Origin of the sequence: Streptomyces sp. NPDC052496 (genome assembly GCF_040679095.1) — a bacterium.
In the GTDB taxonomy this organism is placed as follows: Bacteria; Actinomycetota; Actinomycetes; order Streptomycetales; family Streptomycetaceae; genus Streptomyces.
The window spans coordinates 167,876-190,945 of the sequence record NZ_JBFAUH010000007.1 but is presented as its reverse complement, the minus strand read 5'-3'; the positions used below and the strand labels follow the sequence as shown (position 1 = coordinate 190,945).

General features: G+C 72.6%; 19 protein-coding genes and 1 pseudogene. 13 read left to right on the top strand and 7 right to left on the bottom strand.

Annotation, left to right across the window (positions count from 1 at the left end):
* The first annotated feature begins 156 nt into the window (after positions 1-156).
* From AB0L45_RS12380 to AB0L45_RS12370, 3 genes are all read left to right on the top strand, one after another.
* Entirely contained in the window at positions 157-2,148 is a 1,992-nt protein-coding gene (locus AB0L45_RS12380; protein WP_365838839.1) for a prolyl oligopeptidase family serine peptidase, read from the top strand.
* A complete protein-coding gene (locus tag AB0L45_RS12375) occupies positions 2,145-3,113 on the top strand; it encodes an LD-carboxypeptidase (RefSeq protein ID WP_365838837.1) in 969 nt (322 codons plus the stop codon). Before AB0L45_RS12380 ends, AB0L45_RS12375 begins: the two co-directional genes overlap by 4 nt.
* 310 nt (positions 3,114-3,423) lie before the next feature.
* Complete coding sequence (locus AB0L45_RS12370) at positions 3,424-5,370, top strand: CocE/NonD family hydrolase (RefSeq protein ID WP_365838835.1); 1,947 nt, start codon at positions 3,424-3,426, stop codon at positions 5,368-5,370.
* Between the two features lie 13 nt (positions 5,371-5,383).
* Here the strand turns inward: AB0L45_RS12370 and AB0L45_RS12365 are convergent, their stop codons facing one another.
* The 3 genes from AB0L45_RS12365 to AB0L45_RS12355 all read right to left on the bottom strand — a co-directional run bounded on the left by AB0L45_RS12365 (position 5,384) and on the right by AB0L45_RS12355 (position 7,757).
* Complete coding sequence (locus tag AB0L45_RS12365) at positions 5,384-5,578, bottom strand: ferredoxin (protein WP_365838833.1); 195 nt, start codon at positions 5,576-5,578, stop codon at positions 5,384-5,386.
* A gap of 53 nt (positions 5,579-5,631) precedes the next feature.
* Positions 5,632-6,819: a cytochrome P450 gene (locus AB0L45_RS12360; RefSeq protein WP_365838831.1), complete on the bottom strand. Its 1,188-nt coding sequence runs from the start codon at positions 6,817-6,819 to the stop codon at positions 5,632-5,634.
* 389 nt (positions 6,820-7,208) lie between these two features.
* The gene (locus AB0L45_RS12355; RefSeq protein WP_365839043.1) at positions 7,209-7,757 is read right to left on the bottom strand and encodes a TetR/AcrR family transcriptional regulator; all 549 of its coding nucleotides are present in this window, start codon (positions 7,755-7,757) and stop codon (positions 7,209-7,211) included.
* A gap of 307 nt (positions 7,758-8,064) precedes the next feature.
* On the opposite strand from AB0L45_RS12355, the gene AB0L45_RS12350 reads away from it, so the two are divergent.
* From AB0L45_RS12350 to AB0L45_RS12325, 6 genes are all read left to right on the top strand, one after another.
* Positions 8,065-9,036: a DUF2867 domain-containing protein gene (locus AB0L45_RS12350; RefSeq protein ID WP_365838829.1), complete on the top strand. Its 972-nt coding sequence runs from the start codon at positions 8,065-8,067 to the stop codon at positions 9,034-9,036.
* 113 nt (positions 9,037-9,149) lie between these two features.
* Complete coding sequence (locus AB0L45_RS12345; protein ID WP_365838827.1) at positions 9,150-9,911, top strand: 4'-phosphopantetheinyl transferase superfamily protein; 762 nt, start codon at positions 9,150-9,152, stop codon at positions 9,909-9,911.
* Between the two features lie 46 nt (positions 9,912-9,957).
* Positions 9,958-11,757, top strand: a complete 1,800-nt coding sequence (locus tag AB0L45_RS12340) for a CoA transferase (protein WP_365838825.1) — start codon at positions 9,958-9,960, stop codon at positions 11,755-11,757.
* Between the two features lie 98 nt (positions 11,758-11,855).
* Complete coding sequence (locus tag AB0L45_RS12335; RefSeq protein WP_365838823.1) at positions 11,856-12,398, top strand: GNAT family protein; 543 nt, start codon at positions 11,856-11,858, stop codon at positions 12,396-12,398.
* On the top strand, positions 12,398-12,775 hold the full coding sequence (locus AB0L45_RS12330; protein WP_365838821.1) for a glyoxalase superfamily protein: 378 nt from the start codon (positions 12,398-12,400) through the stop codon (positions 12,773-12,775). Before AB0L45_RS12335 ends, AB0L45_RS12330 begins: the two co-directional genes overlap by 1 nt.
* A 1,206-nt stretch (positions 12,776-13,981) precedes the next feature.
* Positions 13,982-14,323 (top strand): hypothetical protein, encoded by a 342-nt coding sequence (locus AB0L45_RS12325; RefSeq protein WP_365838819.1) that lies wholly within the window; start codon positions 13,982-13,984, stop codon positions 14,321-14,323.
* Between the two features lie 512 nt (positions 14,324-14,835).
* Here the strand turns inward: AB0L45_RS12325 and AB0L45_RS12320 are convergent.
* From AB0L45_RS12320 to AB0L45_RS12310, 3 genes and pseudogenes are all read right to left on the bottom strand, one after another.
* Entirely contained in the window at positions 14,836-15,264 is a 429-nt protein-coding gene (locus tag AB0L45_RS12320) for a phage tail protein (protein WP_365838817.1), read from the bottom strand.
* Positions 15,265-15,415: 151 nt separating this feature from the next.
* Positions 15,416-15,541, bottom strand: coding sequence for a hypothetical protein (locus tag AB0L45_RS12315; protein ID WP_365838815.1), 126 nt, complete (start codon positions 15,539-15,541; stop codon positions 15,416-15,418).
* A gap of 132 nt (positions 15,542-15,673) precedes the next feature.
* Positions 15,674-16,148, bottom strand: a pseudogene (locus AB0L45_RS12310) (transposase family protein); the annotation flags it as partial.
* Positions 16,149-17,279: 1,131 nt separating this feature from the next.
* Between AB0L45_RS12310 and AB0L45_RS12305 the strand changes: the two are divergent.
* The 3 genes from AB0L45_RS12305 (at position 17,280) to AB0L45_RS12295 (ending at position 21,197) form a co-directional block, all read left to right on the top strand.
* Positions 17,280-17,612, top strand: coding sequence for a hypothetical protein (locus AB0L45_RS12305; RefSeq protein ID WP_365838813.1), 333 nt, complete (start codon positions 17,280-17,282; stop codon positions 17,610-17,612).
* A 706-nt stretch (positions 17,613-18,318) separates the two neighbouring features.
* A complete protein-coding gene (locus tag AB0L45_RS12300; RefSeq protein ID WP_365838811.1) occupies positions 18,319-18,825 on the top strand; it encodes a hypothetical protein in 507 nt (168 codons plus the stop codon).
* A 332-nt stretch (positions 18,826-19,157) separates the two neighbouring features.
* Entirely contained in the window at positions 19,158-21,197 is a 2,040-nt protein-coding gene (locus AB0L45_RS12295) for a DUF5107 domain-containing protein (RefSeq protein ID WP_365838809.1), read from the top strand.
* Between the two features lie 65 nt (positions 21,198-21,262).
* Here the strand turns inward: AB0L45_RS12295 and AB0L45_RS12290 are convergent, their stop codons facing one another.
* On the bottom strand, positions 21,263-22,000 hold the full coding sequence (locus AB0L45_RS12290) for an acetoacetate decarboxylase (RefSeq protein ID WP_365838807.1): 738 nt from the start codon (positions 21,998-22,000) through the stop codon (positions 21,263-21,265).
* 165 nt (positions 22,001-22,165) lie between these two features.
* On the opposite strand from AB0L45_RS12290, the gene AB0L45_RS12285 reads away from it, so the two are divergent.
* The gene (locus AB0L45_RS12285; RefSeq protein ID WP_365838805.1) at positions 22,166-23,038 is read left to right on the top strand and encodes a 3-hydroxyacyl-CoA dehydrogenase NAD-binding domain-containing protein; all 873 of its coding nucleotides are present in this window, start codon (positions 22,166-22,168) and stop codon (positions 23,036-23,038) included.
* The last annotated feature ends 32 nt before the right edge of the window (positions 23,039-23,070 follow it).

The following is a 23,070-nucleotide window of genomic DNA, read 5'->3' as shown; positions in this document are numbered from 1 at the left end:
GCGGCCCGCCGACGGGGCGCCGCGCCGCCGGGCCCTTCCCGCCCGGACCCGCCGTAATCGGCCAGGACCGGACCATCGGGCGAAACCGTACGGGTTGATGCCCGGCCCCGCGTACGACAGGCTTGGCGGCTCCAACGTCTGAGGAGGAACGCCGCCATGGTCACCACGGCCCCCTACGGAGCCTGGCCGTCCCCGATCGACGCCCGGCTGGTCGCCGAGCACGACGGCCGCCCCGAGTACGTCGGCGTGGTGGGGGACGAGGTGTGGTGGACCGAAGCCCGCCCGGCGGAGGGCGGCCGGCGCGCGCTCGTGCGCAGGCGGACCGACGGCACGGAACAGGTCCTGCTGCCGGCGCCCTGGAACGTCCGCAGCCGCGTCATGGAGTACGGCGGCCGGCCGTGGGACGGCGCGGTGGCCGCGGACGGCCGCCCGGTGGTGGTGTTCTGCGACTTCGCCGACCAGCGGCTGTACGCGTACGAGCCGGACGGCGACGCCGCGCCCCGCCCGCTCACCCCCGTCTCGGCCGTCGGCGGCGGGCTGCGCTGGGTCGATCCCGTCCTGCGCCTGGACCGGGGCGAGGTGTGGTGCGTCCTGGAGGAGTTCACCGGCCCACGGCCCACCGACCTGCGCCGGGTGATCGCCGCGGTGCCGCTGGACGGCTCGGCGGCCCAGGACCGTACGGCCGTGCGCGAACTGAGCGACGACCGGCACCGCTTCGTCACCGGCCCGCGGATCTCGCCGGACGGGCGCCGCGCCGCGTGGATCGCCTGGGACCACCCGCGGATGCCGTGGGACGGCACGGCCGTCCTGCTCGCCGACCTCACCGACGACGGCGGCTTCACCGGCGTACGGACTCTCGTCGGCGGCCCCGAGGAGTCCGTACCGCAGATCGAGTGGGACGCGGACGGCACGCTGCTGTACGTCTCCGACGCCGACGGCTGGTGGGAACTGCGCCGTGCCGACCCGGACGCGGCCGGCACCCCGGGCACCCGCCTGTGCCGCCCCCGGCAGGAGGAGTTCGGCGGACCGCTGTGGCAGCTCGGGGCGCGCTGGTTCCTGCCGCTGGACGGCGGCACGATCGCGGTGGTGCACGGCCGCGGCGCCATGACGCTCGGCATCCTCGACCCGGTCAGCGGCGAACTGGTGGACGCGGCCGGGCCGTGGACGGAGTGGGCCGCCACGCTGGCCGTGCACGGCAGCCGGGTGGTCGGCGTCGCCGCCAGCCCGCGCAGCGCGTACGAGGTCGTGGAACTGGACATCTGCACGGGCCGGGCCCGGGTGATCGCGGCCCGGCACGCCGACGCGGTGGACCCGGTGTTCTACCCCGAGCCGCAGATCCGCACCTTCACCGGCCCGGACGGCCGCGACATCCACGCCCACATCTACCCGCCGCACAGCCCGGGACACCGCGCCCCCGACGGCGAACTGCCGCCCTACGTCGTGTGGGCGCACGGCGGCCCCACCAGCCGCACCCCGCTCGTACTGGACCTGGAGATCGCCTACTTCACCTCCCGCGGCATCGGCGTCGCCGAGGTCGATTACGGCGGCTCCACCGGCTACGGGCGCGCCTACCGCGAGCGGCTGCGCGAGCAGTGGGGCGTGGTGGACGTCGAGGACTGCGCCGCCGTCGCCGAGGCGCTGGCCGACGAGGGCACCGCCGACCGGCACCGGCTGGCGATCCGCGGCGGCAGCGCGGGCGGCTGGACCGCCGCGGCCTCGCTGGTGACGACCGACCTGTACGCCTGCGCCACGATCAGCTACCCCGTCCTCGACCTGGTGGGCTGGGCCGAGGACGGCACCCACGACTTCGAGTCGCAGTACCTGGAGAGCCTGATCGGCCCGCGCGCCGAGGTGCCCGACCGCTACCGCGACCGTTCCCCGCTGCGGCACGCGGACCGGATCACCGCGCCCTTCCTGCTGCTCCAGGGCCTCGACGACGCCGTCTGCCCGCCCGACCAGTGCGCCCCCTTCCTCGCCGAGGCCGGCCGGCACGGCGTCGCCCACGCCTACCTGGCGTTCGAGGGCGAGGGCCACGGCTTCCGCCGCGCGGAGACCATCGTCCGGGCCGTGGAGGCGGAACTGTCCCTGTACGCCCAGGTGTTCGGTATCGACCGTACGGACGTGCCCGTGCTGGAACTGACCAAGTGACGGCCGGCCCTCCCGTTCCGCGGCCGGCGGACCGCCCCCGGTGCCTGGCCGCCGGCGACCGGGTCCGCCTGGTCGCACCGAGCGGCCCGATCGCCCCGGAACGGCTGGACGCCGGAGCCGACCTGCTGCGCGGCTGGGGCCTCGACCCGGTCGAGGCGCCCCACGTACGCGGACGGCACGCCACCCTGCCGTACCTGGCGGCCACGGACGGGGAACGCGCCCGCGACCTCCAAAATGCGCTGTGCGACCCGGACGTCGCGGCGGTCTTCGCGGCGCGCGGCGGCTACGGCGCGCAGCGCATGGCCGACCTCGTGGACTGGGCGGCCGTGCGGACGGCCTTCCGTACGCACGGGCCCAAGCCGCTGGTCGGGTTCAGCGACGTGACCGCGCTGCACGAGGCGTGCGCGGTACGCGCCGGAGTGGCGACGCTGCACGGCCCGGCCGTCGCGGGCGAGGTGTTCCTCAAGGACGAGCCGACCCGCGAACACCTGCGGCGCACGCTCTTCGAGCCCGCGTCGGTACGGGTCGTCACCTCGGAGACGGCCCGGCCGCTGGTACCGGGGCGGGCGAGCGGCGTCACGCTGGGCGGCTGCCTGTCCCTGCTCGCCGCCGACCTGGGCACGCGGCACGCCCGCCCCGGCGCGGCCGGCGGGCTGCTCCTGCTGGAGGACGTGGGCGAGCCCGCGTACCGCGTCGACCGCGCGCTGACCCAGCTGCTGCGCGCCGGATGGCTGGACGGCGTCGCGGGCGTCGTCCTCGGCTCGTGGGCCCGCTGCGGCCCGTACGAGGAGATCCGCGCGGTGCTGCTGGACCGCCTCGGGCCGCTCGGTGTCCCGGTGGCGGAGGAGTTCGGCTTCGGGCACGGCGACTCGGCGCTCACCCTGCCGCTGGGCGTACGGGCCGAGCTGGACGCGGCGGCCGGGACGCTCACGTACGAGGTTCCGGCGCTGCGCGAGCGCCGCTGACGGCAGCACCACCCGGACGGGCGACACCGCCGCGCACCGCGTCCTCGGCGACGGTCTCGTACGGGTGGTCCGCCAGGGCCCGGTGCGGGTGTTCGTGCAGCCCATCGGGTGGTGCGGGCGGAGCCTTTCGGATGGACCTGGTGAGGCACGGGAGACAATCCCCGGTGCGAGCGTTGGCACCCTGTTAGAGCCTGTGTCAGATCTCCGGTCGGGCGCCCGGCCGGGGACATGACACAGGCTCCGACCCGTGTCACGACATGAGCCGGCCGTCACCGACCGCTTGGTGCGGCGTGCCTTTGTGGAGGTCTGCGTGCCCAGCGTGTCCAGAGCCCTGCCCGGTGCCGCGGTCCGGTCCGTCCGGCGCGCCGCGCGGACCCGGCACGTCCGGCTGCCGGTCTCCGCCTCGGTGTGCCTCGCGGCGTGCGCGGCGCTCATCGGGCCGGTGACCGCCGCCGGGACGGCCGGGGCGGCGGGGGCCCGGCAGCCCGGCTACTCCGTCACCGCCCTGAAGCTCCCGGTACGGGCCGGCGGCCGCGACTGCACGCTCGACGCCGACCTCTACCGCCCCGCGGGCGTGGACGCCGCGCACCCGGCGCCCGCCGTCCTGACCACCAACGGGTTCGGCGGCAGCAAGTCGGACGGCTCCACCGACGCCATCGCCCGCGCCTTCGCCGCCCGCGGCTATGTCGCGCTGGCCTACTCCGGCCTCGGGTTCGGCCGCACCGGCTGCCCGATCTCCCTCGACGACCCGGACATCGACGGCCGGGCGGCGAGCGGAATCCTCGACTTCCTCGCCGGGCAGCGCACGGCGCGGGACGGCACACGGGTCGACTTCGTCACCAAGGACGGCCCCCGCGACCCGCGGGTGGGCATGTTCGGCGGCTCGTACGGCGGTGCGATCCAGCTGGCCACCGCCTCCGTCGACGGGCGGCTGGACGCCCTGGTCCCGCTCATCACGTGGCACGACCTCGCGTACGCCATGGCACCGAACAACGCCGACCGGACCTTCGGCGTGACGGGGCCGCAGCCCGGCGCGTACAAGTACCAGTGGACCAACGGCTTCTACCTCATCGGGGAGGCACAGGGCCTGCTCCACCCGCGGCTGGACGCCTCGCGGGCCGGCGGCGCGGGCTGCGTGCACTTCGTCGCGCAGGCGTGCGAGACCAAGAAGCTGCTGAACTCCGGCCGCTACCCGGCCGCCCGCACGGAGGCCGTGCTCGGCTACGCCCGCAGCGTCTCACCGGTCTCCTACCTCGCCTCGGTCCGCACGCCGACCCTGCTCGTACAGGGCCAGGCGGACACCCTCTTCAACCTCAACGAGGCCGCCGCGACCTTCGAGACCCTGCGGGCCCAGGGCACCGAGACCGCGATGATCTGGCAGTCCTGGGGCCACAGCGGCGGTATGACCGACCCGGCGGAGGGCGAACTCGACCTGGCGAAGGGCAACTTCGAGAGCAGTTACGTCGGGCGGCGGGTCCTCGCGTGGTTCGGCCGCCACCTGCGCCACGAGTGGGGCACCGACACCGGGCCCGCCTTCGCGTACTACCGGGACTGGGTGCGCCGCGGACCGGTCTACGGCACCTCGGAGGTCTTCCCCGGGGGCGTCCCGCGCCAGCTGTACCTCTCCGGCGACGGCCGGCTGGTGGACAGCCGTGCCGACGTGGTCAGCGGCGACCGCTCATACCGCAACTGGCGGATGGCGAGCAATCACTCGGAGAGTTCGCTGGCGGAACTGCTGCGGCTGCCGAACCGCACGCCGTACGACTCCCGGGGCACCTACCTGGACTGGACGTCCGACCCGGTGCGGGGGCGTCCCGTGGACGTGGTCGGCGCGCCCCGGGCCACCCTCCGGGTGCATTCCCCCGAGGCCGAGCGGACGCAGCGCTCCGGTGACGCGGCCGACCGGCTGCTGCTGTTCATCAAGCTCTACGACGTGGCGCCGAACGGGGGCAAGACACTCATCCACCGCCTGGTGGCACCGGTCCGGGTGCCGGACGTGACCAGGGAGTTCACCGTCGACCTGCCCGCGATCGTGCACCGCTTCGACCGCGGGCACCGGCTGCGCTTCGTGATCGCCGCCAGTGACACCGCCTACTTCGGCAACCGCGGCACCAAGCCGGTGACCGTCCGCAGCTCCCGCGAACACACCGGCACACTGGAACTGCCGGTGGTCACGGAAGCGTTGGACGGGGTGGGCGAGGTGACGGACGCGGTGGCCGACGGGGTGACGGACGGGGTGACCGGCGGGACGTCCTAGGCGGGGCTCCGGGTCAGGGCTCGGTGACCGTGATGGCCTGGACCGGGCAGGCGCGGGCGGCCTCCCGGGCCATCGGGTCGCCCGCGCCGTCCTCGCGGCCCGGCAGCAGGACGCTGAACCCGTCGTCGTCCTGGGTGAACACCTCCGGCGCGGTCAGCGCGCACTGACCGGAGCCGATGCACACGGACGTATCGATGTCGATCTTCATGGCGGCTCTCTTCCGTTCGTCGGCGGGCTCGGCGGGCACGGGCGGGCGTCCGCTCACCAGGTGACGGGCAGTTCGACCAGCCCCTGCAGCGTATGGCCGGGCTTGTGGGGGACCTCCGCGGCGGGCACGGCCGGGCGCAGGCCGGGGAAGCGGGCGAAGAGCGCCCCGAAGGCGATCTCCATCTCGGCGCGGGCCAGGTTCTGGCCCAGGCACTGGTGGACGCCGAACCCGAAGGCGATGTGGTGGCGGGCGGAGCGCTGCCAGTCCAGGGTGTCCGGCGAGGCGTAGGCCGTACCGTCCCGGTTGACGACCGAGGTGGCGAAGATGACGCCGTCGTCCGCCCGGATCGTCTCGCCGCCGACCTCGATGTCCGCGGTCGCCACCCGTACCATCCCGTCGGCGATCGACAGGAACCGCAGCAGCTCCTCCACCGCCTCCGGGATCAGCGAGAGGTCGGCGCGCAGCGCGGCGAACTGCTCCGGGTGCTCCAGCAGCGTGAAGGTGCCCAGCGAGAGCATGTTGGAGGTCGTCTCGTGGCCGGCCACCAGCAGCAGCATGGCCATCCGCACCAGATCGCCGTGGCCCATCTCGCCGCTGTCCAGACGCTCGGCGATCAGTTCGTCCAGCAGGCCGTCGCCCGGCTGTTCGCGCTTGCGGGCCACCAGACCGGTGAAGTACTCCTCCAGCCGGTCACGGGCCACGGTGACCTCCTGCGGATCGGTGCTCTGCAGGAGGGTGCGGGACAGCTCCTCGAAGAGCTCGTGGTCGGCGTACGGGACGCCGAGCAGCGAGCAGATCACCATGGACGGCACCGGCAGCGCGAAGGCGGACACCAGCTCCGCCGGCGGGCCCTGCTTCTCCATGGCGTCCAGCAGCCCGTCGACGATCTCCTGGATACGCGGGCGGAGCGCGGCGATCCGCTTGAGGCTGAAGCTCGGTATCAGCATCCGGCGCTGCGTGTGGTGTTCGGGATCGTCGACCCCCAGCAGCGGGGTCCGTACGGCGCGCAGCGACTCGAAGCGCGGCGCGGGGGCGGGGAACGCCGGATGCTGCCGGTCGGCGGACAGCCGAGGGTCGGTGAGCAGCGCCCGCGCCTCGGCGTGACCGGTCACCACCCAGACGGGGCGGCCGTCGTAGAGCGTCGCGCGGGACAGCGGCCGGGCGTCGCGTAACGGCTGGTAGCCGGTGGGCGGGTGGTAGGGGCAGGTGCGGTCCTGCGGGAAGGGCAGAGCCTCGGGCATGAGACCTCCTGGCGGAAGGCTTCGGGGCTTGCGGGGCTGTGGGGTTTGCGGGGCTGTGGGGTTTGCGGGGCTCGCGCGGCTGTGGGGCTCGGAGAGTTGCGGGGCTTGCGCGGCTGTGGGGCTGTGGGACTCGGAGAGTTGTGGGGTGGTGGGGCTGTGGGACTTGGAGAGTTGTGGGGTGGTGGGGTTCGCGGGGCTTGGTGAGCTGTGGGGCTGCGGGGCAGTGGGGTCGGTGGGCTTCTGGGACAAGGCTGTCGGATGGCGGGTCGGGAGGAGATAAGGGCCGGGGAGGAGGGGCGGGCCGGGCGCGGGCCGGGCGCGGAGGGCTGGGGAAGGCGGGGGAGGGGTGGGCGTCGGCTCGTACGTCGGGGCCCGGCCACCCGCCACCGTCACCCCCGGCAGAGCAGGGTGTCGAGCACCGAGTCCAGGTACCGGTCGCGGTCCGCCCCGCCCGGCAGGCTCTCCGGGACGGCGTGCCCCAGCTGGGTGTGGCCGAGGAACGCCGTGTACGCGAGCAGGCCGCGCCGGTGCGCCTCGGCCGCCGGGAAGCCCAGCGCGGCGAACAGCCCGGCGACGTAACCGACGCGACGGTCCGTCACCCGGCGCAGCACCGCCGCGACGCGCGGCTCCGCCGCCGTCGCCAGCAGTGAGACCTCCAGCGGGTCCTCGGCGGACGCGGCGGTCGCGTGCGCGAACAGGGCGCGCAGCCGGCGTTCCGGGTCGGGTTCCGCCTCGACGGTGGTGATGACGGCTTCGGTGTGCAGCTGCTCCCAGCGCTCCAGGGCGGCGTCGACCAGCGCGTCCCGGTTGGCGAAGTGCCAGTAGAAGCTGCCCTTGGTGGTGCCGAGGCGGGCGGCGATCGGCTCGACGGCCACCGCCGCCAGCCCACCGTCGCCGATGGCCGCGAGGGCGGCGTCGGCCCAGTCGTCGGCGCTCAGACGGCGCCGGGCGCCGCTCCGCCGCCTGCCGCGGCCCGCGCTGGAGGGGGAGGAGTCCGTGGTCGGGTCGGAGGAGGTGTCCGCCCGGCCGTCCGTGGCCTGGGCTGAAAAGCCGTTTCTCCGGCCGTCCGTGGCCTGGTCGGACGAGCTGTCCCTCCGGCCGTCCGTGGCCTGGTCGCAGGAGTTGCCCCGCAGGCCGTCCCCGGCCTGGTCCGAGGACCTGTCCCCCGAGTCGTCCGTTCGCCGTCGCGCCATGAACCATACGCTACCGTACGGTCAAACATACGCAATCGTATGGAGGTGCCCCATGCGCACGGTCCGCGATGTCCACGCACGCACCGTCCAGGCCCCCGCCGCGACGGTCGGCGCCCTGCTCGACCGGCTGGCCGGCGACGACGACCCGCTCTTCCCGGTCCCCGTCTGGCCCGCCATGCGCTTCGACCGCCCGCTGGGCGTCGGCGCGACCGGCGGCCACGGCTTCGTCCGCTACCGCGTCACCGCCTACGAGCCGGGCCGCCGCCTCCGTTTCGGCTTCCCCGGGGGCGGCCACCACGCCATCGAGGTGGCCCCGCTCGACGCGGGCAGCTGCCGGGTGACCCACGTCCTGGAGCACCGGCTCACTGGCGCGCGGCAGGCCGCCTGGCCGCTCGCGGTCCGGTGGCTGCACGCCACCGTCGTCGAGGAGATCCTCGACAACGTCGAACGCGCCGCCACCGGCACCGTCCGCACCCCGGCCCGCCGTTCGCGGTGGGTACGGCTGCTGAACCGGGTGCTGTGGGATCGCCCCACGGCCGTCGCCGTCCCGTCCGGCGCCCGGCTGGCCCGTACCGCCTTCGCGCGTACGGACTTCCAGGACGCCTGGCAACTGCCGCTCCCGCCCGGCATGCCGCGCGACCCGGACGCCTGGAAGGGCGTGTTGCGCGGCGCGTTCCCCGAGAAGGGCCGCGCCACGACCGCGGACGGCGGTGAGATCCTGCTCGGCCAGGACGCCCGGCACCTCGACTTCCGTGCGTCGATCCTGGTCGAGAGCCCGGCCGCGGGGCCGGACGGGCGGACCGCGGGGCACGGCGGCCGGGTCACGCTCAGTACGGTCGTACGGACCCGCACCACGGGCGGGCGGCTGTACTTCGCGGCCGTCCGGCGCGTTCACCCGGTCCTCGCCCGGGCGATGCTCCGCCGTACCCACCGCAGGCTCGCGCTGGCCGCACCGAGCGCGGGGGAGCGCGAGTGGGCGGCGCGCGCCCCGCGAGCCGGGTACCGTCACCGGACACGGCCGTAACGGCTCCCGGCACCCGCACCGCGCCGGACCGCCCGCACGCGCCGCCGAGGCACGACCGGACCGGATGACTCCGGGCGGACGGACGCGCAGGAAGAGACGAGGGAGTGCGACCGATGACCACGGGCGATACCTGGGCCCCGAGCGAACGGAGCGGCGCCGCGCGGCCCGCCCTGACCCCCGAGGTGTACGACGCGTCCGCGCTGCCGGGCCCGTTGCCGGCGGACGGCGCCTGGGAGGTGTCGCTGTGGCTGGTGCGCACGGTGCCCGAGGCCGGCCTGCACGACACGGCGGTGCTGGACGCGTCCGAACGCAAGCGGACCGCCGCGTTCGTCCGGCCTGGCGACCGCGACACCTACGCCACCTCGCACAGCGCGCTGCGCCGCCTGCTCGGCGCGTACCTGGACCGCGATCCGGCCGGCATCCGGTTCGTACGCGAAGCGTGCCCCTGCTGCGACGAGCCGCACGGCCGCCCGGCGCTGGCCGGCGCCGGCGTGCCGCTGCACTTCTCGCTCTCGCACACCGGCGACATGGCGCTGATCGGCTTCGCCGGTACCCCTGTCGGCGTGGACATCGAGAGGCCGGCCTCGCCCCGCACCGTGGCGGAGGTGTCCGGCATGCTGCACCCACAGGAGCGCGCGACGCTGGACGCCCTGCCCGAGGCGGACCGCCCGGCCGCCTTCGCACGCTGCTGGACCCGTAAGGAGGCCTACCTGAAGGGCACCGGAAGCGGCCTGGCGGGCGACCTGATGACCACCACGCTGGTCGGCGCCGGCCCGGAGCCGGTCGCGATGCCGGGGTGGCGGATGGCGGACGTGGCGGTGCCGGAGGGATACGCGGCGGCCTGCGCGATACGTACGGCGGCCGCCACTTTTTGACCGGTCTTGATCGATACCGTACGGCACCGGGTGCGACGCTTGCCGCATGGACCAACCACACGGGGGCGGGACGGCGGACGGCGCGGCACGCGGTGCGGACGGCCGGGGGACCGGCGGTGACACCCGGCCCAGGGCGCGGTCGCAGGAGCCGCGACCCAGGGCGCGGTCGCAGGAGCCGCGACCCGGGGCACGGGCGCAGGAGTCGCGCCCCGAAGCACAGTCGCAGGAGTCGCGCCCCGAAGCACAGTCGCAGGAGCCGCGCCCCGAAGCACGACTCGGGACGCCGCAGGGGACGCCGTCCGCGGCGCGATCCGGGACGGACGCCGCCTGGGCGGCTCTCGGCGGCGACCCGGCCCTGACCCGCCACGTCACGTACGGCGGCCCGGCAGGCGTGGCGGACGGCCCGTTCGCCGCCCGGCTCCCCGTCCTGCCCCTGGCCCGCTCCACCGTCGCCGTGTGCGCGCTCGCCGCCGCCGAGCTGGCCGCCCGCCGCACCGGGAACGCCGTGCCGGACGTACGCGTCGACGACGGCGCGGTCGCCACCGCCTTCGTCAGCGAACGCCACCTCCGCGTCGACGGCCGCGCACCGTCGTCCTTCGCGCCGCTCTCGCGCTTTTGGCGGACCGCCGACGGCTGGGTCCGCACCCACGCGAACTACCCGCACCACCGCGCCCGGTTGCTCGCCGCGCTCGGCCTGCCGGACACGGCCGAGACGGCCGCTGTCGCGGCGGAGCTGGCGGGCCGGAGCGCCGAGGAGGTCGAGCGGACCGTGTACGCGGCGGGCGGACTGGCCGTCGCCGTCCGTACGCCCGGCCGGTGGGCCGGCCACGAGCAGGGCACGGCGGTGGCCGCCCGGCCGCTGCTGACCCTGGAGCACCTCGGCGCCGGAGCCCCGCCGCGCCGCCTCACCGCACCCGGCGGCAGTACGGACCCGCTGCTCCCGGCCGCCGGGGTGCGGGTGCTGGACCTGACCCGGGTGATCGCCGGGCCGGTCGCCACCCGGACGCTCGCGCTCCTCGGCGCCGACGTCCTGCGCATCGACGCGCCACAGCTGCCGGAGAGCCAGGACGCGCACAGCGACACCGGGTTCGGCAAGCGCTCGGCCACGCTCGACCTCGGTTCGCGGTCCGGCCGCGCCACCTTCGACGCCCTGCTGGCCACCGCCGACGTGCTCGTCACCGGTTACCGGCCGGGCGCCCTGGACCGGTACGGACTGGCGCCGGAAGACCTCGCGGAACGCCGTCCCGGCCTGGTCGTCGCCCGGCTGTCCGCCTGGGGCGGCTACGGGCCGTGGGGCGGACGGCGCGGCTTCGACAGCCTCGTCCAGGCGGCCTGCGGCATCGCCGTCGTCGAGGCCGGGCCGGACGGCACACCAGGAGCGCTGCCCGCACAGGCGCTGGACCACGGCACGGGCTACCTGCTGGCCGCCGCGGTCCTGCGCGCGCTGACCGAACAGTCCCGTACAGGCGGCACACGGCTGGCGACCCTCGCCCTGGCCCAGACCGCAGCCTGGCTGCTCCACGACCTCCCCGGAACCCCACACCCACCGGCGCCCCCGGCCCACCCGTCCGATCCGGCCTCACCTCCACCGGCGTCCCCGGCCCGCCCGTACGACCCGGCCTCGCACCCACCGGCGTCCCCGGCCCGCCTGTCCGACCCGGCCTCGCATCCACCGGCGTCCCCGGTTCGCCCGTACGACCCGGCCCTGTACCTCGCCGAAAGCGCCGGTCCCGTCGGTCACCTCCGCCACGCGCTCCCGCCCGTCTCCTTCGCCGGCGGCCCGGCCAACTGGTCCCGCCCGCCGGGTCACTGGGGCGGCGACGCCCCCGTCTGGCGCGGACACTGACGGCCGCAGCCCGCGCCTCCGCCGGGCCGCCGGGCGGCACCTCGCTCGTACGATCGATATGCCTGGCGCCCCGGCCCGCCGCTTCGTACGATCGGACGATGGCTGACGATCATTATCTCGCCACCGGCCCGCGGGTGGGTATCCGGCACTTCACGGCGGGGGACCGGGCGGAGTTCACGGCGCGGGCGCGGGAGAGCGTACGGCTGCACCGGCCGTGGCTCGCGCCGCCGGCCACCGACGCGGCCTACGACGGCTACCTCGCCAAACTCCAGGAGCCCTCGCGCGAAGGATTCCTGATCTGCGAGCTGGAGACCGGCCGGATCGCCGGCTTCCTGACCGTCAACAACATCGTCTACGCCGCGTTCCGCTGCGGAGCGGTGGGGTACGGCGCCTTCGCGCACGCCGCCGGGCGCGGTCTGATGAGCGAGGGGCTGCGGCTCGCCATGGGCCACGCCTTCGGCGAGCTGGGGCTGCACCGCCTGGAGATCAACATCCAGCCGGCCAACGAACGCTCGATCGCCCTGGTCAAGCGCGCGGGCTGCCGCCTGGAGGGCTACTCACCCGACTTCCTGTTCATCGACGGCGCCTGGCGGGACCACGAACGCTGGGCCATCACCTGCGACATGTTCGAGAGGACCTGATGTCCGAGATCACCTTCCGGCACCCCGTTCCGGTGCTGCGCGTCTTCGACGCGGCCAAGGCGCGCGAGTTCTACCTCGGGTACCTCGGCTGCACCGTCGACTGGGAGCACCGCTTCGCGCCGGAACTGCCGCTGTACACCCAGGTGTCGCGCGGCGGCCTGGTCCTGCACCTGTCCGAACATCACGGGGACGGTACGCCCGGCTCGGTGGTGTACGCCGAACTGAGCGGCGTACGGGCACTGCACGCCGAACTGTCGGCCAAGAACTACCCGTTCCAGCGCCCCGCCCTGGAGGAGGACGCCGAAATCGGCCTGACACTGACCCTCACCGACCCGTTCGGCAACCAACTGCGGTGCAACGAACCGCCGACGGGGTGAGCCGCCGGAGAACCGTCGACGGACCCACTGGCGGCCGCCGGCGCCCCTTCCGGCTGACCTCCATGGTGTCCATGCCGGTGACGGAGGAGCGCCGGACCCGATAGCCGTACCCGGCCGCCGTCAGCGCCGCCTCCGCCTGCCCCGCAGCGGGTGGTCAGGGCCGGCGGAACCAAGAACCCGGCGCCGGGCTCAGACTTGATGCGGCTGCCCCGTTGAGAGTCGCAGCGAAGCCGACCAGGGCGGTGACGTCCTCGCGCTGCAGGCCGCTGCGTGGGTTGACGTGGTGGGGCAAGGACGGGGCGGGAGGCCGGGGACGGGGCCCGTGTCGAGCACATCTTCGTCCGCGTGACGGCTCGGAAGCCCCTTCGCGACTGCCGCCCCAGAGGCAACGGCGCCCGCTGTTCTGCCGGGCCGCTTCCATGGGGCAGATGGCCGAGGCACCCCATATGCGCGGCGGTAACCGCGATGCGGGCGAACTGGCGAGAACGCGCCTCAGTGGGGCCGTCCTGCCCCTGCCCCTGCCCCTGCCCCCCAGGTTGGCCGCCCGTATGGCGGTCGCGCGGCATGGAGGAAGTGGATCCTGTGGAGCGGCCAAGGACACGGTGGTCGCCCCCCTCCGCCGGCGAACCACCCTCATGGACAGCCGTCGCACGGCCCAGGTCCGGGAAGCCTGTAGCTCAACCCTTAACCATTTTCCGAGCCGCTGATGGCTTCTTCAGCCCGCATGGGTGGACTCACGCCTCATATGCCCTTATTGAGGGTCAAAACACCCATGGCGGTATAACACCTAGCCAGGAAGGTGGGCCGCTTAAGGACTCTTTAAAGGGTGTTGAGCGCGACTTGACCGTTCAAGTTGATCAAGCTTCTCGTGAATGTGAAGATGATTTGGCGCCGTTTCCGGCGGGCGCTTACGAATTCGCGCATACCGGCATGATCCGCGCTGAATAATTGGAGGGGAAATGGGGAAGATAAAGCGCATGAGCCGGTTCGCCGCTCCGGCTATCGCCGTGTCCGGACTGCTTCTGGGGGGGGCGGGGGCTTTCCGCGTGGACGTCACCCAGGTAAATCAGACATCGCTGGAGATGTAGTTTGCCCTGCCCAAGGGGGATTACCCGGCAGTAAATGGCAAGGGGGTCTCGCCGTCAAGGATGCAGGCGGAAAGGAAATGGAGCACCCTTGGAGCGTCACGACTCATCGGGAGGAAATATGCGCAAGCCCTGGTTTGCCCTGGCGACGTTCCTCATAGGCGCGTTCCTCGCTGCTGCTGCCGTCGTATCTTTCACGCAAGGTGACGCGCAAGGTGGAGCGGTGTCAACAGCAGGTGCCATCCTCGCCGCAGTCGGAGGGGTGTACACGGTACGGCGCGGCGTCCCTGCCCTGCCTGCGAAGCTGACGATGCCGGTGTTGCTGGCGGTCATCATCAGCGTGAATCTGCCTCATTTCGCCGATCACAAACTCGGCCCTCTCGTTGGGGTTGCAGCGGCAGCGGCCGTCGGACTGGTTTTTGGCCTCTTCGCTCGATTCCGCCCCTCCGGAAGGGAATCGTAAGCCGCTCCTCGCATCCTCATTCTCCGGGTAGCCCGTATCGCAGGGAGAGGCGGAGGCGATAAGGGGGAATCAGGCTGGGTCAGGGGTCGAACGCGGTGTGAACTCAACCGCGTTCGGCCCCCCGGCGGGAGCGCGAGCCGCATCGGAAAGGCTCGCTCGCCACTGATCCACGTTGCGCTGCGAACCTGTCAGAGTGACGCCGGGCTGAACTCGTCAGGCGAACGATGGCGGAGCAGACGCCCGGATCTTCCTGACCGCTCCTGCGCCGGTCGCCGAACAACTTCAGCCGGCGTCTCCCCGTCGACCGGCTCCGAGAGCGCCTCGCCGCGGAGGCGACGCACTGAGCCTTTTCCAGCCTCACGTCCTGATGTGTGATCACCATCAGGCGCTGGCAGTGGAGAGGGCAGAGAAGCGGCGGTGAGGCGGAGGGTGAGACGTCTGGCGGAGCCCCCACCGACACGGGTCTGCCGAGGAGCTGTCACTTCGAGGACGCTCCTCGGCAGGCTGTAGTCCTACTCTTCGACGAGGTCGGTGTAGCGGATGGTCACTGTCTCGAGGGCGCTGCCCGCGCCGTCGGCATCCAAATCGGAGCCGGTCCACGATGAAGCCCAGGCATTGGAGAGATTGAAGCGACGGACGGGGTTGCGCGCAGCGTCGAGGCACACGATGGCGATGTTGGTGCCTGCGTGGTCGTGGTCCTGCAAGGACGCGTTGATCCAGTCCGTGAACACCTTGCTCTTACCTGTGCCTCGGGTGACGGTTACCTCGCCGTCTCGGACGGGGGCAGGCTGCTTGATGATCACCATCTTTCCGGTAACCGGATCCTGCTGCTTAACGTCGATGACCTCTTGGCCGAACATCACTCCGGAGACACTCTGGAGTGTCTCCACCCGGATGTTGCCAAGCTCTACCGCGAACGTATTTGTCGTCAGGCCGGTCACGATGCCCCCTTAGATGCACTGACCACCACGGTCAAACAGAGTGTAATTCGGCGACTGCGCTGCGTGAGGACTGAGGGCTGAGTCGTGGCTGAGAGTCGCTGTCTTATGGCCGACCTCCACCCAGGCGCGCCTGAGAGTCACGGCATTTGGGCTAGGGCGCGAGGCCCTGCTCGCGCTCGCGCTGGGTCAGCTGCTGGTGGATCGCGGCTAGCTCGTCGTAGGGCGAAGCCTTGTGCAGGGCTGCGCTGGTCTTGCCGTCTTCGACGCGCTGAGCCACTTCACCGGCACCAAGCAGTGCTGCTGCGACTGCGGCGAGGCGTACCGGCCGATCCCCGGCCAGTGGGCTACAGCAGGGGCACGAGGGCTGCGAGTGTAGTGACGATGCGAACAGAGTGAGTGCTTTCCCTCCTCACTCTGAGCTCGTCAGATGGAGGGTGAGGAGTGCCTGGACGAGTTTGCCGATCCGGGTGGTCGAGCACCGTAGTTTGTGAAGGAGTCGCCAGGACTTGAGGGTGGCGATGGCCTGTTCGACGAGTGCTCGGATCTTCGCATGGGACCGGTTCACCGCCTCCTGGCCTGTGGAAAGGGTCTCCCATCGACCCCAGCACGGGGTGCGGACCGTGCCGCCCGCGCCCCGGTAGCCTTTGTCCGCCAGCACCGGATCCCGGCTTCGGTCAGGGCGCCGATGATGCCGTGTTCACGGGCTGGGCGGACATCGTGGACGGCGCCGGGCGGCGCCGGTGAGGCCCACAGCAGCCGGCCGAACGGGTCGGCGATGACCTGCACGTTCATGCCGTGTTTCTTGTGTTTGCCGGAGTAGAACGGGCGTCCGCGGCAATGCGGTCGATCGGCAGGAGCGTGCCGTCCAGGATCAGATACGCCTTCACTGATGTGGGCCACGGGTCGTGGGGCGGAATTCGCCGCGGTGCGGTGGTCGTACGGTTCGACGGTGGGCGTTGCCGGGCGCTGGCCAACCTGGTCGTGGCCTGGGCCGTCGCTCTTCCTCTGCCGGCCGGCGAATCCCTGGAGGAACTCTCGGCGACACTCCTGATCCGCGTTCATACAGGCCAACAAGTGCTGCTCACCGTGGGGTGGCTTTTGTCGGGCGTAGCGCTGGGGGCAGTCATCCGTTCTCAGACCGCGGCATTGGCCGTCCTGCTGGCCTTGCCCTTCGTCGTGGAGCCGATGCTGCGGGCGGTTGTGGCCAACTCCGGGCAGTCGGTACTTGAGCACGCAGCGATGCTCCTGCCCATTACCGCGGCCGGCGCGATGACCAGTGCTGCCGACGCGGGCACCACTCTCCTGGACAGCAGCACACCATTGGGCCCGGATACGGCGACATCCAACCGGTACCACGCATGTCCTGTTGGCATTCCTCATTCCTCGCGTTCCTCTCCGGCCGGTACCCCAGTTGAAGATCTCCCTTTCGCTGGTCAGGGGCCGCGTCATGGGGCTGCCTGTCGCCGGCTTCCGCACGCTGGCCGACGCCGTCGGCTGTCAGCTCCCGCCCCTTGGGGCCACCGGCTGCCGTGGAGATGGACCGCCGCGACGGGCGCCCACGCCTTTGCCGCCGACTGGCAAGACCGCTGTGGCGGCCTCGTCCACGACCAGCGCTTGATTTCCTGGTGCCTCGTCGCCTGCCCGTGCCGGCCCGGTCCGGAGGGGAGCAGGCGGCCCTTCGCGACGGGGGATACGCGAAGGGCCGCAAGGGCGGTCTGTCACCTGCCGTCGAAGGTCCAAGGGACGTGGCCGGCCGGGCGATGGCCGCTCACCGTGGGTTCGACCGCGGCACGCGGGCCGGGGCAGCGCGGATCAGGGTGCCGCCACCCCACCGCTGTCCGTCTCGTCGCTCCTGAGAAACTGATGCCGCTTGTCTGACTGATCACTCGGGGGGAATAGCGATGCGTTGGAAAGCCGTGGTCGTGGCTTGTTCGCTGGTTGTGGCTACGTCGGCGACTTCGGCCGGGTGCGCCCGGTACTTTGCCTGCGGGCCCGAGGGAGCCTGGCCGAAAGGGTTGACCGAGGATGACCTGGTCGGCCAGTACACCGGCTCACCCTACGGGAAACTGGAGTTGAAGGCCGACGGGACGATGAGGGCCACCGACTGGCCGAAGTACGACGCCTTCGGCGACAAGGGTAAGCCTGTCCGTCAGGAGATACGGGGCACTTGGCGCATTCGACCTGGCTCGCACAAGACGCCGCATGGAAATCTCGCTGAAGATGATCTGATTCTGACGGGGATGGGTGGGGATTTCGCCGTCTCAGGCAGTCGCGAGAACCCCCACCTGTACAGGGGGGTCGGCGACCCCGACGTCTGCCAGTTCCACGAGTTCAAGCGCGTCGAGTAGCAGCGCCCCGTTGCCCGCGCGCAAATGACTGCCGGATCCGGGTGGCGGCCGTATGGGGGCGGTGATGGTGCTGACGGCGGGAATGGCGCGGCCGGCGAGGGCGGCACCGCTGGCGGTGCGGCAGCGGGGACCGATGGCGACGCCAGGGCTGAGGTTGATGGTGTGGCCGGTCTGGCAGTCGTTGCTGAGGGTGCCGCCGAGACGTGCGGTGTTCGAGGAAGCCGGGATCGACGACCGGGTGACGTTCGAGGAGGGCGCCCGGCACCTTCAGCTGCCTCACCCGCTGGAACGACCGAAATGCAGCGATCTCCTCACGTACGCGCGGCCGGACGACACCGCGCACATCTCCTACGCAAGGACAACGCACGCGCACAAGGCGAGCTGCTCAACTGGGTTCCTGGGCCGTCCTTGCCCGGTCGCCGGAACGCAGGGGCGAGGCGGAGGGTGCAGGCCAGTGTGCCTCGGAGTGCTGGGGGATTCTTTCGTGGTTCCGGCCGTTCCGCCGGGGCACTTTCATCGGGGCAGACGCCTGGAGCACCGTATACGCGCGGCGGTAACCGCGATGCGGGCGAACTGGCGAGAACGCGCCTCAGTCCGGACGCCTTGCCGCACTAGGGTCTTGGTCACGGGTTCCCTTCTCCACTGCTCGCGCACGATCTCACCCTTCGAATTATTCGAACTGTTTGAGTGAAGAAAGCGAGAGAACATGCCCGACATCTCGGCGCAGGGGATCAACGGTCCCTTCATGCTGATCCACGAAGTCACCGGCACGTACCTGGAGACGGACAACTACCACGACGCCCTCGGGCAGGGCATCCAGACCTGGAACCTCGACCCGCTGCTGACCAACAAGGGGCAGCTGGGGCACCTCTGGTACATCGAGCCCGTCGGGGACGGCACCCACCTGATCAAGAGTTACGAGAACAGCCACTGTCTGGCGGCATCGGCTGCCAGGGCCGGGGGGCTGCCCGTTCTGGAGACTCCCGACAAGGGGGTCCGGCAGAAGTGGGAGTTCCGGAAGGTGCTGGACTTCCCCGGCCACGAGGACAGCTACGCGATCGTCTCGAAGGCGTACGAGGACTACGCGCTGGGGCTGCTGGGCCACGCCGCCCAGAACAACGTGTACGTCGTACCGACGCGTATGTACGACGCGCCACCCTCCCTCTCGCAGACCTGGAAGATCATCGACCCGCCGGCCGGCGCCGGCGTATGACCAGCGACGGCAGCTGACCGGCAGCGGACCGGCAGCTGACCGCACCAGGGAACGGCCCCTGTCGGGGGCCGTTTCCTGGCCTGTCGGGCGTCAGCAGCCGATGGCGCGGTTGCTCCGGTCGACCAGGTTCCCTGGGTGGCGACGCATGCCCATCTCCGTCGTGACCGCCGCGGGCCCCGCCGAGAGCCGCCCCCGCCCGTCGCGGAACCCGCCCGCACGCCTCGGTACACATGGTCTCAACAGGCCCTTTTCAGGCAGGCCACGACAGGGTTCCATGGTCAACAGGCGGCCGCCGCACCCGAGGTGGCCCGGTACAACCCTGCGAGGCAGCCGTGGCCACTGGCGTACGACGCACCACCCTGACCCTCCCCGCGGCGCCCGTCGGCCCGGCCGACCCGCTGCCCGCCGTCCGCGCGCCGGCCGATGTCCACCGCGTCGACCTGCCCGCTGACCTGGACCTGCCGCCCGACATGGCCCGCCAGCTGCGGTACGCCCCGCTGGACTCCCTGCTGCCCGTCGGTATCCGCGACGGTTACGGCCGCACCCGTGCCGAGACCACCCTCGACGCGCTCGTCATCGAGAACGACCGGCTGCGCGCCACCGTCCTGCCCGGCCTCGGCGGTCGCGTGCACTCCCTCCACCACAAGCCCACCGGCCGCGAACTGCTCTACCGCAACCCGGTGCTCCAGCCCGCCAACTTCGCTCTCAACGGCGCCTGGTGCTCCGGCGGCATCGAATGGAACATCGGCGCCACCGGACACACCACCCTGTCCTGCGCCCCGGTGCACGCCGCGACCGTACCGGCGCCCGACGGCGGTGAGATGCTGCGCCTGTGGGAGTGGGAACGGCTGCGCGACCTCCCGTTCCAGGTGGACCTCTGGCTCCCGGACGGCTCCGACTTCCTCCTCGTCGGCGTCCGCGTCCGCAACCCGCACCTGAACGCCGCCCCGGCCTACTGGTGGTCCAACATCGCCGTACCCGAGGACGAGCACACCCGCGTCCTCGTCCCGGCGGACGCCGCCTGGCACTTCGGGTACGAACACCGGCTGCGCCGGGTCGCCGTCCCCGAGTCCGACGGCGTCGACCGCACCTACCCGCTGCGCAGCGAGCACCCCGCCGATTACTTCTACGACATCCCCGACGGCGACCGCCGCTGGATCGCCTCGCTCGACGCCACCGGCCACGGCCTCGTACACACCTCCACCGGCACTCTGCGCGGCCGCAAGCTGTTCCTGTGGGGCGCCGGCCGTGCCGGACGCCGCTGGCAGCAGTGGCTCACCGAGCCCGGCACCGGCGGCTACGCGGAGATCCAGGCGGGTCTGGCCCGTACGCAGCTGGAGCACGTACGCCTCGAAGGCGGCGCGGAGTTCGCCTGGCTGGAGGCGTACGGGCCGCTGGCCGCCGACCCGGCCGTGGTGCACGGCACGGACTGGGCCGCGGCCCGCCGCGAGACCGGTGACCGGCTCGAAGCCGCCCTGCCGCACGCGGAGGTCGAGGCCGCCTTCGCCGCCTGGCGGCCGTACGCCGACGCCGAACCGAAGGAGACGCTGGCCACCGGTTCCGGCTGGGGCGCTCTGGAACGGGCCCGCACCGGCCATGACCTGCCCGGCACCCCCTTCGCCGAATCCACCATCGGCCCCGACCAGCGCCCCTGGCTGACGCTGCTGCACACCGGCGACTTCCCGCGCGACGGCGGCGTGCCCGCCGCGCCGCTGGTCGCCGCGCCGTGGCGCGACCTGCTGGAGTCCGCGCCGCCCGGCCCGGGCACCGATTACCACCTGGGCATCGCCCAGTGGCACGCGGGCGACCGCGCCCAGGCCGTCCGCAGCTGGGAACGCGCCCTGGCGCACGGCACGGACTGCCGGCCCCTCTACTGCCTCGCCGTCGCCGAGGAGACCGCCGGTGAGACGGAGCGCGCGGCACAGCGCTTCGCGGAGGCGCTGGCCTGCGTACCCGACGACGGCCCCGCGGACGCGGACGCCACGGAAGACCTCGCGCCCCTCCTCCCGGCCCTGGTGCGCGCCGCCGTCCCCGCCCTGCTCGCCGCCGGCCGCGCCGACGAGGCCGCGGCCGCTCTCGCCCGCCTGCCCGAGGCCACCCGCACCGACGGCCGCTTCGCCCTGCTGACCGCCCAGGTGTCCCTCGCCCGCGGCGACGCGGCGGCGGCCCGCGCCGTCTTCGACCGCGGCTTCGAGGTCCCCGACCTCCGGGAGGGCGACGAAATCCTCAGCGACACCTGGTACGCCATCGCCGAGGCCCTGGTCGCCGGCGCCGGTGCCGGCACCGATCCGGTCACGCCGGCCGTCCGGGCGAGAGCCCGTGCGGAGCATCCGCTTCCGGAGCGTTACGAGTTCCGGATGCGGGAGGTGTGAGGGGAGGGCGCCGCTGGGAGCCGCGTCGCTGATCCGCCGTGGCGCCCCGGCGGGCGGTGAGGCGGTCAGGCGGCGAGGTAGTCGTGGACCGGCTCGGCGGGGGCGAGGGTGAGGTCGGTCAGGATGTGGGTGGCGTCGACGACCTCGTGCACGGGCAGGTCGGCCAGGGGTGCCATGACGTGCTCGAAGAGCTGGAGGCGGGCCGGGCCGCGCCACGCCTCCTTCACGGTGACGTCGGTGATCTTCGTCCGCACCAGGTCGCAGACGCGAGGCCGGAAGTCGTAGCCCGGGACCGTCTTGACGGCGAAGGTGGGCACCGTGATCCGGTCGCGGGCCTCTTCCGGGGCGAGCGGCTGCCACTTGTAGGCCATGGTGGCGGTGGCGACGCGCTCGCTGCCGTAGGCGAGGGTGCCGATGAGGGCGCCGCGCTCGTGGCGCAGCGCGGGCTCGCCGGCGACCTTCGGATAGGCGCTCAGTTCCCGGCCGGCGGCGGTGGCGCCGAAGGAGTCGAGGTACATGGCGTGCAGGTACTCGCCGTGCTCGGCTCCGTGGCGTACCGGGATCACCTGGCCGCACTCCGTGTACGGGCCGTAACCGTCCACCTCGCCCATGCGCATGACCTCGAAGCGCACCAGCGGCTCGTCGATCTCCAGCGGTTCCGGGACCACCGCGCGCAGGGCGTCCGGATCGGTCCGGTACACGACGTTGAAGTACTCGCGGTCGGTGAAGCGGGTGGGGCGCGGCGGGTAGAGCGGGACGGTCAGGGGGGTGGTCACTGCGGCGGTCACCTGGTCGGCGCGCATGGGTTTCCTCCTCGGCAAGGGGGCGACGGGCGCCCGGTGGGCGTGCCCCTTCACTTGCATACACGGTGTATCGGATACACGCTGTATCGAGAAGTTGAGTGGTACATCCACTCGCCCCCGGCCCCGCTCCCGCTCGCCCCGCGGGGCCACGAGACAGGAGCAGTCATGGCCTTCACCCCTCCCTCCGACCACCAGGACCGGCCGGTCGCCGTCATCGGCGCGGGCACGCTCGGCCGCCGTATCGCCTTGATGTTCGCCACCCGGGGCGGCCTGGTCCGTATCTACGACCCCGCCGCGGAAGCGGGCGCGGCGGCCCGCGCCTACGTGGCCCGTGAACTGCCCGAGGTGGTGCGGACCATCGACGGCGGCCGGCCCGGCACCGTCGAGGCCGTGACCGACCTGTCGCGCGCCCTCGCGGACGCCTGGCTGGTCATCGAGGCGGTACCCGAGCGCCTGGAGCTGAAGAAGCGGATCTTCGCGGAGCTGGACGCGCTCGCCGCGCCGGACGCCGTCCTGGCCAGCAACTCCTCGTCGTACGCGACGAGTCACCTGGTCGACAGCGTGCGCACGCCCGAGCGCCTGCTGAACCTGCACTTCTACATGCCGCCCCGGCAGAACGCCGCCGACGTGATGTCCTGCGGCCGCACCGACCCCGGCGTCGTCGCGCTGCTGCTCGAGGTGCTGCCCGCTTACGGCATCCACCCGTTCGAGGCCCGCCGGGAGAGCACCGGCTTCATCTTCAACCGCGTCTGGGCCGCCATCAAGCGGGAGAGCCTCGCCGTGGTCGCCGAGGGCGTCTCCACGCCGGCCGACATCGACCGGATGTGGCAGGTCAACACGGACGCCCCGGCAGGACCGTTCCGCCTGATGGACGCCGTCGGCCTGGACGTCGTCCTGGACATCGAGAACCACTACGCGGCCGAGCGCCCCGGGCTGCCCGAAGGCCCCCGTGAGCTGCTGCGGAAGTACGTGGACGCGGGCCGTCTCGGCGTCAAGACGGGAGCCGGCTTCTACGACGATTACCAGCGCCAGGACTGAGGGCGGGCCCGGCGCGGGCGGGCACGTACCCT